Source organism: uncultured Methanobrevibacter sp., assembly GCF_902788255.1.
Taxonomy (GTDB): domain Archaea; phylum Methanobacteriota; class Methanobacteria; order Methanobacteriales; family Methanobacteriaceae; genus Methanocatella.
This window is the reverse complement of sequence record NZ_CADAJR010000020.1, coordinates 1-14,676: the sequence shown is the minus strand read 5'-3', so window position 1 is coordinate 14,676 and position 14,676 is coordinate 1. Positions and strand designations below refer to the sequence as shown.

At 32.3% G+C, this 14,676-nt stretch carries 19 protein-coding genes; 7 read left to right on the top strand and 12 right to left on the bottom strand.

From position 1 onward, the window contains the following. Positions 1-41: 41 nt before the first annotated feature. The 3 genes from QZV03_RS06455 to QZV03_RS06445 form a co-directional block, all read right to left on the bottom strand. Positions 42-1,559, bottom strand: coding sequence for an MFS transporter (locus QZV03_RS06455; protein WP_296875030.1), 1,518 nt, complete (start codon positions 1,557-1,559; stop codon positions 42-44). A gap of 608 nt (positions 1,560-2,167) precedes the next feature. Beyond that, complete coding sequence (locus tag QZV03_RS06450) at positions 2,168-2,359, bottom strand: hypothetical protein (protein WP_296875028.1); 192 nt, start codon at positions 2,357-2,359, stop codon at positions 2,168-2,170. A gap of 317 nt (positions 2,360-2,676) precedes the next feature. Further along, positions 2,677-3,030 (bottom strand): hypothetical protein, encoded by a 354-nt coding sequence (locus QZV03_RS06445; protein ID WP_296875128.1) that lies wholly within the window; start codon positions 3,028-3,030, stop codon positions 2,677-2,679. A 120-nt stretch (positions 3,031-3,150) separates the two neighbouring features. Here QZV03_RS06445 and QZV03_RS06440 point away from each other — a divergent pair, with 120 nt between their 5' ends. Further along, complete coding sequence (locus QZV03_RS06440) at positions 3,151-4,032, top strand: CPBP family intramembrane glutamic endopeptidase (protein ID WP_296875026.1); 882 nt, start codon at positions 3,151-3,153, stop codon at positions 4,030-4,032. A 101-nt stretch (positions 4,033-4,133) separates the two neighbouring features. On the opposite strand, the gene QZV03_RS06435 is transcribed toward QZV03_RS06440, so the two are convergent. The 5 genes from QZV03_RS06435 to QZV03_RS06415 form a co-directional block, all read right to left on the bottom strand. Beyond that, complete coding sequence (locus QZV03_RS06435) at positions 4,134-4,775, bottom strand: hypothetical protein (RefSeq protein ID WP_296875024.1); 642 nt, start codon at positions 4,773-4,775, stop codon at positions 4,134-4,136. Beyond that, positions 4,750-7,251: a C1 family peptidase gene (locus QZV03_RS06430; RefSeq protein WP_296875021.1), complete on the bottom strand. Its 2,502-nt coding sequence runs from the start codon at positions 7,249-7,251 to the stop codon at positions 4,750-4,752. Before QZV03_RS06430 ends, QZV03_RS06435 begins: the two co-directional genes overlap by 26 nt. A 131-nt stretch (positions 7,252-7,382) precedes the next feature. Further along, positions 7,383-7,565, bottom strand: coding sequence for a hypothetical protein (locus QZV03_RS06425; RefSeq protein WP_296875019.1), 183 nt, complete (start codon positions 7,563-7,565; stop codon positions 7,383-7,385). 215 nt (positions 7,566-7,780) lie between these two features. Continuing rightward, positions 7,781-8,005: a hypothetical protein gene (locus tag QZV03_RS06420; RefSeq protein ID WP_296875017.1), complete on the bottom strand. Its 225-nt coding sequence runs from the start codon at positions 8,003-8,005 to the stop codon at positions 7,781-7,783. After that, entirely contained in the window at positions 7,981-8,169 is a 189-nt protein-coding gene (locus tag QZV03_RS06415; RefSeq protein ID WP_296875015.1) for a hypothetical protein, read from the bottom strand. The genes QZV03_RS06420 and QZV03_RS06415 overlap by 25 nt, the downstream gene beginning before the upstream one ends. Positions 8,170-8,507: 338 nt before the next feature. Here QZV03_RS06415 and QZV03_RS06410 point away from each other — a divergent pair, with 338 nt between their 5' ends. The 5 genes from QZV03_RS06410 to QZV03_RS06390 all read left to right on the top strand — a co-directional run bounded on the left by QZV03_RS06410 (position 8,508) and on the right by QZV03_RS06390 (position 11,638). Further along, on the top strand, positions 8,508-8,852 hold the full coding sequence (locus tag QZV03_RS06410) for a metalloregulator ArsR/SmtB family transcription factor (RefSeq protein ID WP_296875013.1): 345 nt from the start codon (positions 8,508-8,510) through the stop codon (positions 8,850-8,852). Positions 8,853-8,858: 6 nt separating this feature from the next. After that, a complete protein-coding gene (locus tag QZV03_RS06405) occupies positions 8,859-9,233 on the top strand; it encodes a putative zinc-binding protein (protein WP_296875009.1) in 375 nt (124 codons plus the stop codon). Continuing rightward, positions 9,193-9,630, top strand: coding sequence for a hypothetical protein (locus QZV03_RS06400; protein WP_296875007.1), 438 nt, complete (start codon positions 9,193-9,195; stop codon positions 9,628-9,630). Before QZV03_RS06405 ends, QZV03_RS06400 begins: the two co-directional genes overlap by 41 nt. Then, positions 9,630-10,436 carry a 4Fe-4S dicluster domain-containing protein gene (locus QZV03_RS06395; RefSeq protein WP_296875005.1) on the top strand — a complete coding sequence of 269 codons (807 nt, stop codon included), beginning with the start codon at positions 9,630-9,632 and terminating at the stop codon, positions 10,434-10,436. The genes QZV03_RS06400 and QZV03_RS06395 overlap by 1 nt, the downstream gene beginning before the upstream one ends. 311 nt (positions 10,437-10,747) lie before the next feature. After that, positions 10,748-11,638, top strand: coding sequence for a radical SAM protein (locus tag QZV03_RS06390; protein ID WP_296875003.1), 891 nt, complete (start codon positions 10,748-10,750; stop codon positions 11,636-11,638). Here QZV03_RS06390 and QZV03_RS06385 read toward each other — a convergent pair. Both QZV03_RS06385 and QZV03_RS06380 read right to left on the bottom strand, forming a co-directional pair. After that, entirely contained in the window at positions 11,635-12,024 is a 390-nt protein-coding gene (locus QZV03_RS06385) for a helix-turn-helix domain-containing protein (protein ID WP_296875001.1), read from the bottom strand. The two genes, QZV03_RS06390 and QZV03_RS06385, sit on opposite strands and share 4 nt — an antisense overlap. 151 nt (positions 12,025-12,175) lie before the next feature. Then, the gene (locus QZV03_RS06380; protein WP_296874999.1) at positions 12,176-12,802 is read right to left on the bottom strand and encodes a nitroreductase; all 627 of its coding nucleotides are present in this window, start codon (positions 12,800-12,802) and stop codon (positions 12,176-12,178) included. Between the two features lie 109 nt (positions 12,803-12,911). Between QZV03_RS06380 and QZV03_RS06375 the strand changes: the two genes are divergently transcribed. Further along, on the top strand, positions 12,912-13,310 hold the full coding sequence (locus tag QZV03_RS06375) for a helix-turn-helix domain-containing protein (RefSeq protein WP_296874997.1): 399 nt from the start codon (positions 12,912-12,914) through the stop codon (positions 13,308-13,310). A gap of 146 nt (positions 13,311-13,456) precedes the next feature. Here the strand turns inward: QZV03_RS06375 and pdxT are convergent, their stop codons facing one another. After that, positions 13,457-14,047: a pyridoxal 5'-phosphate synthase glutaminase subunit PdxT gene (pdxT, locus tag QZV03_RS06370; protein ID WP_292876359.1), complete on the bottom strand. Its 591-nt coding sequence runs from the start codon at positions 14,045-14,047 to the stop codon at positions 13,457-13,459. 38 nt (positions 14,048-14,085) lie between these two features. After that, on the bottom strand, positions 14,086-14,676 hold a 591-nt coding region (locus QZV03_RS06365; RefSeq protein ID WP_296874994.1), incomplete at its 5' end, for a pyridoxal 5'-phosphate synthase lyase subunit PdxS.

Genomic DNA, 14,676 nt, shown 5'->3' with positions numbered 1-14,676 from the left:
CCAAACAATTTTAAAAAAAAAGGCAAATGAGAGATTGCCTCTCATTGTTTTTTAATATTTTTATTTTTTATCCTCAGCGTTATAATTAACATAGTTGCTAACACGATGGCTAATCCATACATTACGGAGGCCATTGCATTCTGAATAATTATATCCGCAGTATCCACAACAATACTGTCTTGTCCCTCTATAGTATCTAATTTTTGGAAGTAGTCATAGACCTCCTGATGGAATTGTTCATCTCCTGAATAATCAGGCGCATAGGTATCGACTGCAGTACTAATACCACCCATAACTCCAAGAATTAGAATTATTCCAATGATTGCTGTACCCAATGAGGAACCTAATGTCTCACCAGTTGTAATAATACCAGATGCATTATTTTGGCCTTCAGCAGGAACATCAAATAATGCAACATCCGCAGCTAAAGCCATCATAAAACCAATACCTGCCCCAAGTAAAAACTGCCCCGGAATTAAATCCAGCATATTTACATTTAATTTAAATTGATAACTTAAAATCAGACATCCTACAATAGATATTATACATCCTACTGCCATGAGTGTCTTGTGATTCAGTTTTCCCATTAGTTTTGGAGCGGTCAATGAAAAAATAAACAAAGCCATAACAAACGGAAGTGAAGCCAACCCCGTATCGAATGGATTTAACTGCAATACACTTTGGAAAAACAGAACCATTACAAAAAATGTTCCTGATATTACAATATTATATAATAACTTAATAGATGTACCTATACGCAAATTTTTGTCTCTAAATAATTCAACATCAAGCAATGGCACCTTGCCTGACCTTTTTCTTTTGAGTTCAAACCATATAAAGATTGCCAAGACTATCAATCCCAAAATTATCTCAATTATGCTGGTAGCAACATCCTTAGTCAGAGTCAAAATACCAAGCACAAGCAAAAGAAGACATATACCGGAAAGTATAGCACCAATAATATCAAGATCGCTTTTAGATTCAGTAGGTTTAAAATCAGGTATTTTATTTTGCATTACTAAAATAAATAAAATGAATATTAATTCAAATGCAAAAGTGTATCTCCAGCTGAGATAAGTTGTAATAAGCCCACCAAGGAGTGGAGCTAAAATATCTGCAAGTCCTGCCATTACACCGAGAGTTGCCAAAGCAATTGTACGCTTTCTGCCGGAATATATTCCGCTTATTATTGAAACTATGGCAGGCAGCATTAATGCCGCAGCAACACCTTTAATCGCTGCCCATCCGACAAAAAACATTGTAACACTTGAACTTAATACTGCAGCAAATATTCCTATACCAAAAAGTGCAGCACCAATTACAAACAGTTTCTTTTTACCAACTATGTCCTGAAGTTTGGTACTGAACAGTATCAACGCAGCAGTGATAAGAGTACAAAACGACACAATCATTTGAATAGTACTAACATCAGCATTCAAATCAACAACAATTCGAGAAATGCTAACATTCATGAAGAAAGAGTCCAACACTATAATAAAGGAAGCACAAGCCACAACTATTAACGGAAACCAAGAACTCTCGTTAGCCTTTTCATTCATATTTATTAATCCTCCTAATTTTAAAAAATATTTTTACATGCTAACTTTTAAACATGAGCATGAGTTTATATTTGCTTTCCCATCGATTAAATTTTTGGATTGGATTTTTATCATAATACTGCGAGAATACCGCAATTCTGTAAGATTGATTTTCAATGCATTCTGATTAACTTTAAATTATCCAAGGCCTAAGCTAATTTGAGCATCAATATAACTTGGCTCTGAAATTTCCTTTACAGCATCACCTATTAGAAATGGTGAGTCATGATTATGTAACTTTTGATTCCTTTTAATTAACTACATATTTGCTGTTGCATATCAGTATATAAATTATCTACTAAAAATCGAAATTATCTATCAGTTTTTGCTCCAGCTCCTAAGAATCCTTATGGTTGAAGGTTAATTCTTCTACTATTTTTTGAGTATTAAATCCACTCTTGCGCTGATGTTGGTTTTTTCAGGTATCATAATATATTAATTTATTATGTATTATATATAAAATTATATTATTTAAAAAATATAAAAGTAATAATAATTTTTATTATTACCTTTGCAATTAAAAATAGTTTCTTTTTAGAGTTATTACCTGAGATTTTTGTTTTGAAGTTTTATTCATCCATTTCGTCAAGTTCTTTTTGAAGGTCGTGGATTTGCATTTCCTTGTAGAATCTTTCGAACTTACCTGTTTCGATAAGATATGCTGAAACTTCAAGAGCATCTCTATAGGTATAATTGGACTCTTTAATAATTTGCTTTTTGTCTTCATCCATGTAGGATGAGGTATTATTAACATTGGCCATAGCTATTACAACCTGTATATAATAATTAATATAATATTTTATTATTTCAATTATATAAAATTATCAATTTTCTCATAAGCAAAATTATTAATTTTTAATAGTTATTGTTGCCTATAGAATAATGAAGGTTACAGTCTATTAAATTAATAGTTACTTTTTTTCTTTTAATTTAATGAAATAACATTAACATTAACGAATGCCCTATTGAGAATCAAATATGATTTTAAAATGTGATATACAAGAGTTTCGGAAAGCAATTTATGAATAGTTAACAGTTGATATTAATGTTAAAAAAAGAATAATAGTTAACATTAACGTTAACTACTGTACAAATCTGTAAATATCCAGGATGGATCAATAGCTATTACATTTCCATCTTCACACCAGATTGATTTTACATTTCCTGAAGTTATATCTGCTACTGCAGCAGGATCACGGTTAATCCATTTTCCTCCAGTATGTTTCTTATGTCTTAATCTTAATCTGATGTGGCCCGTTCCTGAAACTCTGCATTTGACATGGACAAACTGCACGTCATAACCTAATGATTTAGCTATTCTGTAATATACTTGTCCCCAGTCCACACAGTTGGAACCTTTACTGGCTTTAGCATCTGTTATTGTTTTCTTGTCTGTCTTTTGTGAATCGAAATACTTGAGATATAATCTAATATTTGGCAGTCACTGAAATTCTTGAAAAATCAGATTTTATCTAACGAATAATTTTCACAAAAAACACCTATAAAACATATTCCTATAACATTATATGCAAATAAATAGAAATATGTCCATATGACAGGTAAAGAGATTTCAGAATACATAACATTTCCAAAAACTTTTGAAAAATACAGATGGTACAAGCCAATACTGGTTTTCATAATAGGTGCAATAATATTTTTAATACTCAACCTACTATTAATTGCCGTTTTCTATGCAATATGTGGAGAAAACATTATGGTCCAACTCCTGCAGGGAGGATATGAAGTCATGAACTCCGAGATAGGCGAAATCTATTCTCATTTGGGAGTGGTCATCATGCTTCCATCTTTGTACCTTGCAAGTAAAATTGTTAAGGATAGACCGTTTTCCTCATACTCCTCTTCACGTGGAGGATGGAACACCCAACTCTATCTCAAGGCATTTATAATCCCGTTTATTTTATTCCTTGTCGTTGGAATTATTGAATCCGTAATACTGGGTAATGGGGGAAATTATCATTTTACAATACTGTTTTTTATAATCCTCCTAATTGTAGTGCCGCTACAATGTATTGCTGAAGAATACGTGTTCCGTGGACTTCTTATGCAAACCTTAGGGTCATGGTTTAACATACCATTATTGGCAATCATTCTCCAAGCCATAATCTTTGGATTCACCCACGGATACAATGGTATAGGAAACATTGGGATAATAATTTCAGGTTTAGTAATGGGATTTTTAGCATGGAAAGCCAATGGTCTGGAAGTCAGTTCCGCATTCCATACTGCAAATAACTTATCCTTCAGCTTACTGGTCATGTTCGGAATTCAATCCTCAACCTCAACAATACAAATGGCTGATTTAATAATTTCAACCATGGGCTCTGTAATTTTCGGTATCTTACTTTATTACATCGGAAAGAGAAGCAACTGGTTTGGCGAGATTCCGGAAACCCTTCAGGAGGATGATTCTTAAATTGAGATACATCATCCATCTTTTAATCGATGGCTTTGAATATGAAATAGAGATTATCTGAAAACCCCTAGTAAAAAAAGAAATAGGGAAAAATATAATCCCTATTTTTTAACGGTTATTTTTTTGCTTACAGCATCTTTACCATAAGAAACCTTATAGGAGTATTTTTTACCAACTTTAAGTTTTTTAAGCACATTCTTTTTGATTTTGAAAATTGCAACACCTTTCTTGCTGGTTTTTACCTTATAGGTTTTGCCTTTGAATTTCAAGGTTACGTATTTACCTTTAATGTATTTCTTGTTAACCTTTTTCAAGGTCACTTTGATTTTAAGGACTTTTGCAGATTTTTTAGCCTTAAGGTTTTTAGCAACAACAATGCTGTTCACTTTAACCTTGTTTTTAACAGTTACATCTTTATATGTTGCAGTGATTGCATATTTACTTGATTTTGGTTTAACAGTAGGTATTTTATAAGTTGCATAACCTTTGCTGTCGGTTTTAACCTTTTTGGTGACACCGTTGAATTTGAAGGTTACGTATTCACCGACTACCGCCCTGCCGTCGATAGTTACACTAACCTTATAAGCGGTGCCAGCGGAGTAAAGCATGACAACATCCTTATTGCCTGTGATAACCGGTTTTGATGGAACTACTGGTGTTGGTGGAACTACAGGTTTAGCGACAGTGTAGACTTTCAATATTGCTGTTACATTATTTTTAGCAATCCTCCCAATTGACACCATCCACACTTCCAAATGAAACGTTTTCCTTATGATGATGTCTTGAATTAGATTCGAAAGGTAGAGAACTATTTTTGAATACAACTTTAAAAGTATCATTTGCTGAAATTGGAATGTATTGTGTTAATTTGATGGTATGATAACCTGCAAATGGGCTTACACCATTTTGTGTGTGTTTTAACACTCCATTAACATAAATATCAAATTCATAATCAACTCCCTCACTATCAAAGTAAGTACCCACGGCTGCAATTAAATCATCTTCAAGAGCAGTGTAGGTATTTGAGAAGTACTTGTATTGACCTACAAAGTTATTTAACTGTCCTGCATCTGCTTGATAATTCTTATTGTATGGAACAGTGTTGTTAAATAAGTAAGCCGCATAGTATGGATACTGCCAAGGGTTTTGAGTATTGAATGAGGTATCATAATATGACAGGTAGAAATAGCCTTCATCTCCCCAGTCTGTACCCCAGCTGTTTTTAATAATCCATGCACCATCACCAGAAGGAGGATTTAGGAAATTACTTGCAAGATAATTATCATCCCAACCAACAAGAGTTACCGCATGATTTATACCTTTAGTCCCATTGTAATAACGTGCAGCAGATGTTTCGTTATAATATTTTGAACTCTCACCTGAATAAATTGCCACTAGAAATGCTCCGTAGTCCATTAATGCTTTTTTAAAGATATAATTGTCTGTTGCATTTTGACGAGCCGGGAAGAACACTACGTCCTGAACATGTATGCTTTCATTTGCCATGTTGATATGAGTGGATACTTTTCCAAGCTCATCATATCTATCCAGATCGGTTGGATATGGACCGTACCAGTTTACAAGATATCCGACACCTGTGGATTGTTGTGCACCTTCTAAAATTCCATCAACTCCATAAATTGAATATTGAAGCATTGTATTTTGAATATTGTCCTGTGAAAAATTATATAATTTTCCGGTTGCTTTAAGCAATGCTGATTCTAAAGCACCGGATGTTGCAAATGTCCAGCAGGCACCCATATAACCCTGGTCTCTGACAGGACCCACTAATCCATAATCCTTTAAATTGAATTTATCCGGCAATGTGTCAAATTTATAAGGAGTGTTATTAATCAGTGTTAATTCTATTCCGTCGTTTACCACAATTGTTGCATAAAATGTGTTGTTAACAGAAACCAAATCATTATTGAATTTATTGTCTTCGGCAATGTCTTGTGTTGAGAATACTGAGTATAAGGCATTTCCGTTGTCCTTGAAGGTGTTGTTTTGTAATGTGAGTTTGGAATCATAGGTGAATACCGCATCCCCTTTGTTTGATCCGTGATTGTCAATGAAAGTTGAACCCTTGATTAATATGTTTCCTTTATCAAAGTACAATACTCCCCCAATTTCCAAATCTTCTTTAACAACATTATTTCTCTTGAATGTGGAATTTTCAATGGATACGTTAGCATATGATGTCCATAATACTCCACCATCATACATTGCAATATTATCTTCGAAAGTTGAGTTAATGATATTTAACTCAGCTCTAAGCTGCATTACGGCACCTCCAAATGCCGCAAAACAACCATGGAATTTTGAGTTGGCGATTGTCACATAACCCTGATCAATATCAGCAAAAATCACCCCACCATCCTTACCTGAAGTGATATTTGTAAATTCACAATCCTCAACAGTTAAATTAACCGCATATTTAACGCCAATTGCACCAGCACTATTCAAAACAGTAAGATTTCTGAATTTAGTGTTACGTACAGTCACCCTACCATCTTCACCATAAATTGCATTGGCATAGCTTGAACGTGAATTTGCAAAAGTGGAACCGTCAACAATCAATGCTCCGCCAGAAAAATAAATATGTGACCATTTTGACTCAATTCCACCTTCAAAAGTGGAATTTACAACAATCACATTACACTTTTCGTTGAAAAAAATGTCTGAACTGTCAGTACCAGTATTTGAAATAAATTTTGAATTGTTTACAACCAAATTAGTAGCATTTAATTCAATTCCACCATAAGAATATTTGGAGGATGAGTTTTGAATGGTGACATTGTCCAGATAATACTCTGCATTTGGCTGAACGAAAGACACAGCACCATTTAATGCATTTTTGATTATCAAATTTTTTAGAGTGACATTGTTGCCAATTATATTAAATATTCTCGCTTTTCCGTTCCCGTCAATACTATATCCGTTACCGTCCAAAAGGAAGTTGCTTTTGGAGACATTAATTCCATCTGTGAAATTGATGTCATTGCCTTCATCGTAGACATAGTCACGAGTAAGTTTTAATTCATTTGTACTTTTATTTATGTCTTTATTTAAATCATTGAAATTAGCATTTGGTGAATCTGAGGTTAATAAATCCCCATTACTTGTAAAGTTCGTTATGTTTTTTTCTGCAGATACTGCTGATAATGTGAATAATATCAGCAAAATCAAACTTAAAACAATTAATTTATTTATTTTCATACACACATATATTAGTTAAAAAACTATTAAATATGTTTCTATTAAATTTTCTAATGTATATTATATATGATGATATACTGAACGGATTTCAGAAATTAAGTTTTGAATTGGTGATGGTGGGTGTTAATGTTTTATGGAAATTCACTAGCTATCTCATGATATTTATCACTAACAATAGCTACAAAGTATTTTATCTCGCCTTTAACTTCTAATGTGTTATAGTCCACTTCTTTAAGATAATCTATTTCGTTAATCTCTTCAGGTATATCTGTTTCAACAATGCACGTTGTGAGATTAAAATCTGATTGCATCATGTAACTTCCAACAGTTGTACCAGGATATGTTCCATTATCATTAACGGCAACATTACCATCAATATGTTTAAATCTGATTACTGTAACACGATTATTGCTTAAGTCTTGACCTGAAGCAAATGTTGTAAATAAATCGTTTGGAACTCAACTATCAAAGCTTGGGGCGAATCTAGCACGTAGAAATTTCCAGCCATCTGTTGAGTCATTGTTGATACTTAATACTGAGTATTCCATGAAAAAGTTTGAGATGTATCAGAGTTTGCATCAAACATTAACAGATCGCCACCTGTTGATAAAGTGCTTGAGAAGGTGGTGTCATGAACTTCAAGGATCAGCTTTGTAGTTTCAGAAATTTTTCCAACTGGAATTCTGACAAGTATTGCTGCACGTTGAGATCCATAAGCTGGAATGTACATTACTGAACATGCTGTTCCATCCAATGTTTTGATTTTAAGATTTTTAAATCGTTTCTGAATAAATTAGCAAAAGAACTATCCTCCAAATTATCCAAGAACAAATAATCATAGTTGGATGAATAGCTACTGCTTCTCTGATTGTAATTACTCATTACAATGTTAATCTGCAATTCTTTTATCAATGTCATAAATAATATTTTATTATCCTTTTTATATAAATTATATAATAAATATAGTAATATTAACATTAATGTTTCTGATTTCAAAAGTGCCCATCTTGCACTGAAATATACATTAGGTATTGAAAAAACAACACTAACAATCAGACCATTAATATGAAATTAAATCCCTCTGATTAAAGCTAAAATAAATAGCTATTGTTTTAATGTAACGTTAAATATTGAAAATTTTACATAACTTATCATGAAAAAAACATATCGATAGATTTAAATATATGGATATATAAATTAGGAATTACAAATATCATATCGATATTCTTAAATATGTCGAAATTATAATTATGTATATGGTATCTGAAAACAAGGAGGACTGTTGCAGAGAATGTTCAGTTGAAGAATTACTAAAAAATACTCCCTCCCCTAAAAAACTAGAAAACAATGCAACATTATTGAAATCTTTAGCTGATCCTACAAGATTAAAAATGATATATTTATTAAAAAACGGTGAATTATGTGTCTGTGAAATATTGGAAGCCATGGACAGATCCCAATCCACAATTTCACATCATCTAAACATGATGAAGAAAGAAAATATTCTTTTAACAAGAAAAGAAGGAAAATGGATTTATTACCGGTTAGCTGATGAAAATATTATTGAAATCTTGGAAAACTTATTCAATATAGTGGAATGATGAAGTATGGTTGAAAAAATAGCATTAGCCTCATGCAATGGTATGAGTCCCAATGGACTAGTATCACGTGTTGCAGTAGGAGATTGTAAAAAAGAAAACGAAAATATCATATCGATCTGTATGGGTTCAACTTCTGCAGATATAGAAGGTAAAAATAATCCAATGCTAAAAAAATACCCAATAATAGCAATAAATGGATGTTCAAATAATTGTGTAAATAAAATTCTAAAAAACAAAGGAATAACCGTGAAACAAACAATAGAAGTAGGAGAAATCCTAGAACCACATAACATTTCAAGCAAAGATCCTTTCAGACTAGATGATGAGGGAGAAAAATGTGTTGAAATCATTAAAAAGGAAATTAACAAAAGAATGGAGTAGGATTAAAATGGATTTAGAAATATGGAAATCATTTGTAAATGATAATTATTACGAATTCTCCGCATTAAAAGATAAAGCAAAAATAGCGCTGCTGCTTCCAGATACAGATAAAATGATAATCCTTGAAAAATCAGAAGATAAAATGTTAATCCATAGTGGACATGCAGATGAATTTGATTTTCCTTTTGCCCAAATCGCACTACAATTCTCAGAAGAATCTGCCGACAAACTTAACGAAAATTGGTCATTTAATACTTTGAAAAATTTAACCAAAAAGGATGAAATTAGAATATTATCTTTTGTAAATGAAAATGAATTAAGATATTACAAATTCAATATTTTCCTAAAAAAATTTGGTTATGAAATTAACTCAAGTTGTTCATGTGGGTGTTGCTGATGAGTGACAATTGGAATTTTGACGGACTAGTTCAGGATGTATTAGTAAAATCAGGTAATAAATCCTGCTGTGGAGATATTTCATTTCCAGACACCCATAAATTAGATAATCCTTCTAATCCTCAATCAACAATTTCAAATGATTTACTTAATGAGTTTGAAAAATATCTTCAGGAATTGGGAATTATCGAAGTGGCCTATGTGAATGGAATTAATGATTATTTTTTACACGGCTTGAATTTTGACTTTGATTCAGCAATTGTGATTTCATATGAAATCAGCAAAAGTATTCATGATGAAGGAGCTGGAGATAAGGCACAAGCGTTCAATAATGAATTATATGAAAGTTTTGGAAACATCACGTATGAAATTTCAGATTACTTAAGATCCCATGGTTTTGAAACAATGGTTGCTCATCCAAGAGAGGAAACAATTGATTTCTCTCATTTGGCTCAAAAAGCAGGAATGGGGGCAATTGGAAAAAGCGGATTATTAATAAGTCCAAAAAAAGGACCTAATCAAAAGATAGCTGCAATATTGGTGAACATTGAAAACTTGCCTTTATTAAATTGTAATAAACATGAATGGATTTCAAGATACTGCAACTACTGTAATTCCTGCGTTAAAGCATGCCCACAAGAAGCACTTATCATAAACAGAAAAAATAAAAATGTGGAGTTTATTGCAGATTTATGCATTGGCTGCACTAAAGGTTGTGTTGAATGCATTAAAGCATGCCCATTCTATAAAAAAGGCTATGAACATGTTTTTAAAAAATACAAAAAACTAAAAGCCAAACTGTCTTGATTATAACATCAACTATCACCATTTCTTATTTGAAACTTGTTTTTGAAAAGTAGTTAATGTATATGCAGAGTTGAAAAGTGAATTAATTTTTAGAAACCTTGCATTTAATGAGATACATACATTATTAAATTGTAAACAATCACAATACATTCATTTTAATGACAGCAGCATTGATTATTTGATAGATTACATTCACTGAAAAAAATAAAATAAGTAAGTTTGAAATTACCAGTTATCTTGAGGTTACTTTTTATTTTATATGACACCTCAATGAAATTATATTATATAAAACAAAAATAGGAGCTGAAATAATGCATTATACAGGACCGGTTTACAGACCACCATTGGAAGCATACACCCCCCTTCTAGAAGTCACATATGGCTGTTCATGGAGGAAATGTTCCTTTTGCACAATGTATCATGAGCAGAAATTTGGAATATCACCAATTGAAGATATTGAAAGTGATTTGAAGGAAATGTCTGAGCAATATCCTAAAAACTTAAAAAGAATTTTTCTCGTCAATGGAGATGCATTTGTATTGCCTGCAAGAAAATTATTGGAAATATCCGAATTGATCCATAAATATTTCCCGGAAATAGAGTGCATCTCATGTTATGCATCTGTTAGAAATATCAAATCAAAATCAGATGAGGATTTAAGAAAACTGAAAGAGGCGAAATTTGATTCATTATATATTGGGCTTGAAACAGCATATGACCCTGCACTTGAGCAAATGAAAAAAGGATACACTGCAAAAGATGAATATGTCCAATTAAAAAGACTTGAAGATGTTAATATGGAATATAATTCCCTTATAATGTTAGGTGTTGCAGGAAGAGGAAACTGCAAAGCACATATTGAAGAAACTTTGAAATTATTAAACAGATTTAAGCCTAAACGAATTCTAGTTACTTCAACATCCCTTCAGGAAAACACTCCCCTTTCAGACATGAGGGATGCCGGCGAATTTGTTGAAGCGACAGAAAGGGAAATTCTTGAAGAGGAATTGATGTTATTGGAAAATTTGGAAATGGATGATGACTGTCTGTTCTTCGGATCACATCCTCATAATCTTATAGGATTCACACAATATCTTAAATATAAAGATGACATGGTGAAAAAACTTAAAGAGGCTATCAGGAAAATTGATGTGGAAAAACCGGGATTACTTGATGGTGTTCTTTCAAGAGGACATCTCTAGAATAATATTTCCTCATATCCTTTTTTTATTTCATCTTTATATTCATCAGTCCTTAAGTCCCCTTCCATTTCATATAATCCGAAAATTACCATCTCATATAATATTTTATTCATTTTCTTTCCTTTTTCAGTGAGATAATATCCGGTATTTCTTATCGCTTCATCTTCACATATTTCTTTTGAAATCATTCCTTGGTCTTCAAGATACTTTAATGTTTTAGACAAAACAACATTGCTTAATTCTGGTTTATCCTCTTTAAATTCATTGAAGTGTTTCTTACCCGCAAAAAGGTCTTTCATAATTCCAAAAACCCATTTTCTACTTAACAAATCATTAACACAATTAATAGGACATGCATCACTTTGATAGATAACATTATTCTTCATGTAAAAAACCTAGTACATAATTTGTAAGATAAACTATTTAACCTTATTAATAATTCAAAAAATAAACAAATTACCTGGAATACCACACTTCCAAATTTAACTTGATGAATACCATTTTAATAGAAGAAAAAGTAAAGAATTTAAGAAATTCTTATTTAATAATTTTTAAAATATCATCCAAATCTAATCTAGATGATCTGAAATCATTTATTTTTGCATCTGATGCATATCCTAAAGCAATTCCGGCAATGATACTTTCATCATCAGAAATTAGTAAATTTTGACGTAATATTTCAGGATATTTAATAAGCTCATATGCTGGAATGGAATCAATATCCTTTTCAGCAGCAGCCAACATCAAACTCATGGAAAAAGCCCCTAAATCATAAACAGACCACATAGGAGCAGTTTTTGGTACAGTCAAATAGACAACTGCAGGAGCATTGAACAAAACAGGTTGAGTTTTTGCAAAATCAGAAGGATCATCTACGACTCCAAAAACATCACCAACCAACTGGTCCATGTTATTTAAACATCTTTGGCCAAAATCTTCCCTATGACCTGATGGCAAATCGGAATTGCCCTCAATTTCATCGGCGTTTTGTTCTATCCATTTACTGCGAATTTTAGATAGAGCGTCACCAGCAGCAATATATACATTCCATGGTTGGGAGTTAGCCCAAGATGGGGAAAATTTCGCAATTTCAATTATTTCATTTAAATCAATATCAGATATCTCTTTTGATGTAAAATCACGAGCAGAATATCTTCTTTCCATTAATTGTTTAAAATTCATATTGATAGTATATAATAACCGATATTTAAATTAAAAAGTAAAACGAAATTGACCTATCATTTTTAATAATAAACACGATATAATATTTATTATGGATTCAAACAAAAAATCTTCAAGCAATTCATGTCCATTCAATAAGTTAAATGAGTTATTTTCAAGAAAATGGATACTATACATTTTAAGGGACCTTTTCATAGGTAAAAAATATTTCAATGAATTTAAAAAAGCAAATCCTGAAATGAGCAATGCATCATTATCCAACAATTTAAAGTATCTTGAAAAAGAAGGTTTTATCATCAAAAAAATTGTTGATAATGAAACTAATAAAACAGAGTATTCTTTAACTGAAAAAGGAAAAAAGATGAATAACACCTTATATCAAATGATTTTATTTGGATTATCAGAATTGGTTGATGATGTTACAGATGAAGAATCTGAAGAGATTAAACAGGAATTCCATAAAATTTTAATTGAAGAAATCCCTAAATAACCATTTTTAAATTTCATCACCCAATAAGAAATCTAAAATATTCATATGTTTTATCCCATCTCTTGACATGTCAAACTCGTCAGTTGATATTACATATTTTGGATAATTGTCTATAAGTTTACAATTTGATTAACTTCTAAAAGCAGTCAATGGTTCAGACTTGTTAAAACTTCTTCAATGAAATATTCATGAATTAAAGTGTCCTCTGTTAATTCTGGATGAAATGAAATTGCAATGTTGTGTCCTTGCTGAATGGCTATTATTTCACCATCAAATTCTGACAATATCTTAATATCATTTTTGGACCCATCATAAGATTCAAGTGCCGGTGCTCTAATAAACACACCAGAATACTTTTGATTTAATATTTCAATTTCCGCTTCAAATGAATCCTTCTGCCTTCCATAGGTATTTCTTTTAACAGTTATGTCCATAAGTTCAAGTAGCGGCTGGTTGAAATCTGTTTTTTTGCCAAGAAGCACCATTCCAGCACAAGTTCCAAAGACAGGAATATTATTTTCTTTAATAACTTTATCAATACCCCTTTCCTTAATGAGCTTGCCAATTACAGTACTTTCCCCACCAGATATGATTAATCCATCACATTTTTCAACATCATCACTGTATCTTACTTCTTCCACTTCTATATCGAGTTTTAAGTTTTCAACAGTTTTTCTTGTCATGTCAAAGTGTTCTGAAACTGCACCCTGAAGATTTAGGATTCCGATTTTTACCATCTAAGCACCTTAAAAAATAATTAAAAATATGAGGAATTTTAAATTCCCCTGTCCTGCATTCTGTCGGATTCGCTCAAAGTTGACATTTCCAGACCTTTCATGGCCTCGCCCAATCCTTTGGATACTTCCGCCAATACTTCAGGCTTGTCGTAATTTGCAGTTGCTTCAACTATTGCTTTTGCAAATGCTTCAGGATTGTTTGACTTGAATATTCCTGATCCCACAAAAATGCCGTCGGAACCTAACTGCATCATGAGTGATGCGTCAGCAGGTGTTGCAATTCCTCCTGCAGCAAAGTTGACAACAGGTAATTTGCCCAATTCTGCAGTTTGCTTTACAAGTTCAATTGGAGCTTCGATGTTTCGCGCATATTTCCAGAGTTCCTCTTCCTCCATTCCCTGTATTGTTCTGATTTCTCCCATCACCATTCTCATGTGGCGAACTGCTTCTACAATGTTTCCTGTTCCAGGTTCTCCTTTGGTACGAATCATAGCTGCACCTTCGTCAATTCTCCTTAGTGCTTCACCAAGGTTACGTGCACCACATACGAATGGTATTGTAAATTCCTTTTTGTTAATGTGATATTCTTCATCTGCAGGTGTCAACACTTCACTTTCATCAATCATGTC

Bases quoted from the DNA above. Each gene is read 5' to 3' on its own strand.
- QZV03_RS06415 (WP_296875015.1), bottom strand. From the start codon at position 8,169: ATGACATTGATAAAAGAATTGCAGATTAACATTGTAATGAGTAATTAC.
- QZV03_RS06440 (WP_296875026.1), top strand. From the start codon at position 3,151: ATGACAGGTAAAGAGATTTCAGAATACATAACATTTCCAAAAACTTTT.
- QZV03_RS06405 (WP_296875009.1), top strand. From the start codon at position 8,859: ATGGTTGAAAAAATAGCATTAGCCTCATGCAATGGTATGAGTCCCAAT.
- pdxT (WP_292876359.1), bottom strand. From the start codon at position 14,047: ATGGTAAAAATCGGAATCCTAAATCTTCAGGGTGCAGTTTCAGAACAC.
- QZV03_RS06455 (WP_296875030.1), bottom strand. From the start codon at position 1,559: ATGAATGAAAAGGCTAACGAGAGTTCTTGGTTTCCGTTAATAGTTGTG.
- QZV03_RS06430 (WP_296875021.1), bottom strand. From the start codon at position 7,251: ATGAAAATAAATAAATTAATTGTTTTAAGTTTGATTTTGCTGATATTA.
- QZV03_RS06425 (WP_296875019.1), bottom strand. From the start codon at position 7,565: ATGATGCAATCAGATTTTAATCTCACAACGTGCATTGTTGAAACAGAT.
- QZV03_RS06380 (WP_296874999.1), bottom strand. From the start codon at position 12,802: ATGGAAAGAAGATATTCTGCTCGTGATTTTACATCAAAAGAGATATCT.
- QZV03_RS06410 (WP_296875013.1), top strand. From the start codon at position 8,508: ATGGTATCTGAAAACAAGGAGGACTGTTGCAGAGAATGTTCAGTTGAA.
- QZV03_RS06395 (WP_296875005.1), top strand. From the start codon at position 9,630: ATGAGTGACAATTGGAATTTTGACGGACTAGTTCAGGATGTATTAGTA.
- QZV03_RS06390 (WP_296875003.1), top strand. From the start codon at position 10,748: ATGCATTATACAGGACCGGTTTACAGACCACCATTGGAAGCATACACC.
- QZV03_RS06450 (WP_296875028.1), bottom strand. From the start codon at position 2,359: ATGGCCAATGTTAATAATACCTCATCCTACATGGATGAAGACAAAAAG.
- QZV03_RS06375 (WP_296874997.1), top strand. From the start codon at position 12,912: ATGGATTCAAACAAAAAATCTTCAAGCAATTCATGTCCATTCAATAAG.
- QZV03_RS06435 (WP_296875024.1), bottom strand. From the start codon at position 4,775: ATGGTGTCAATTGGGAGGATTGCTAAAAATAATGTAACAGCAATATTG.
- QZV03_RS06385 (WP_296875001.1), bottom strand. From the start codon at position 12,024: ATGAAGAATAATGTTATCTATCAAAGTGATGCATGTCCTATTAATTGT.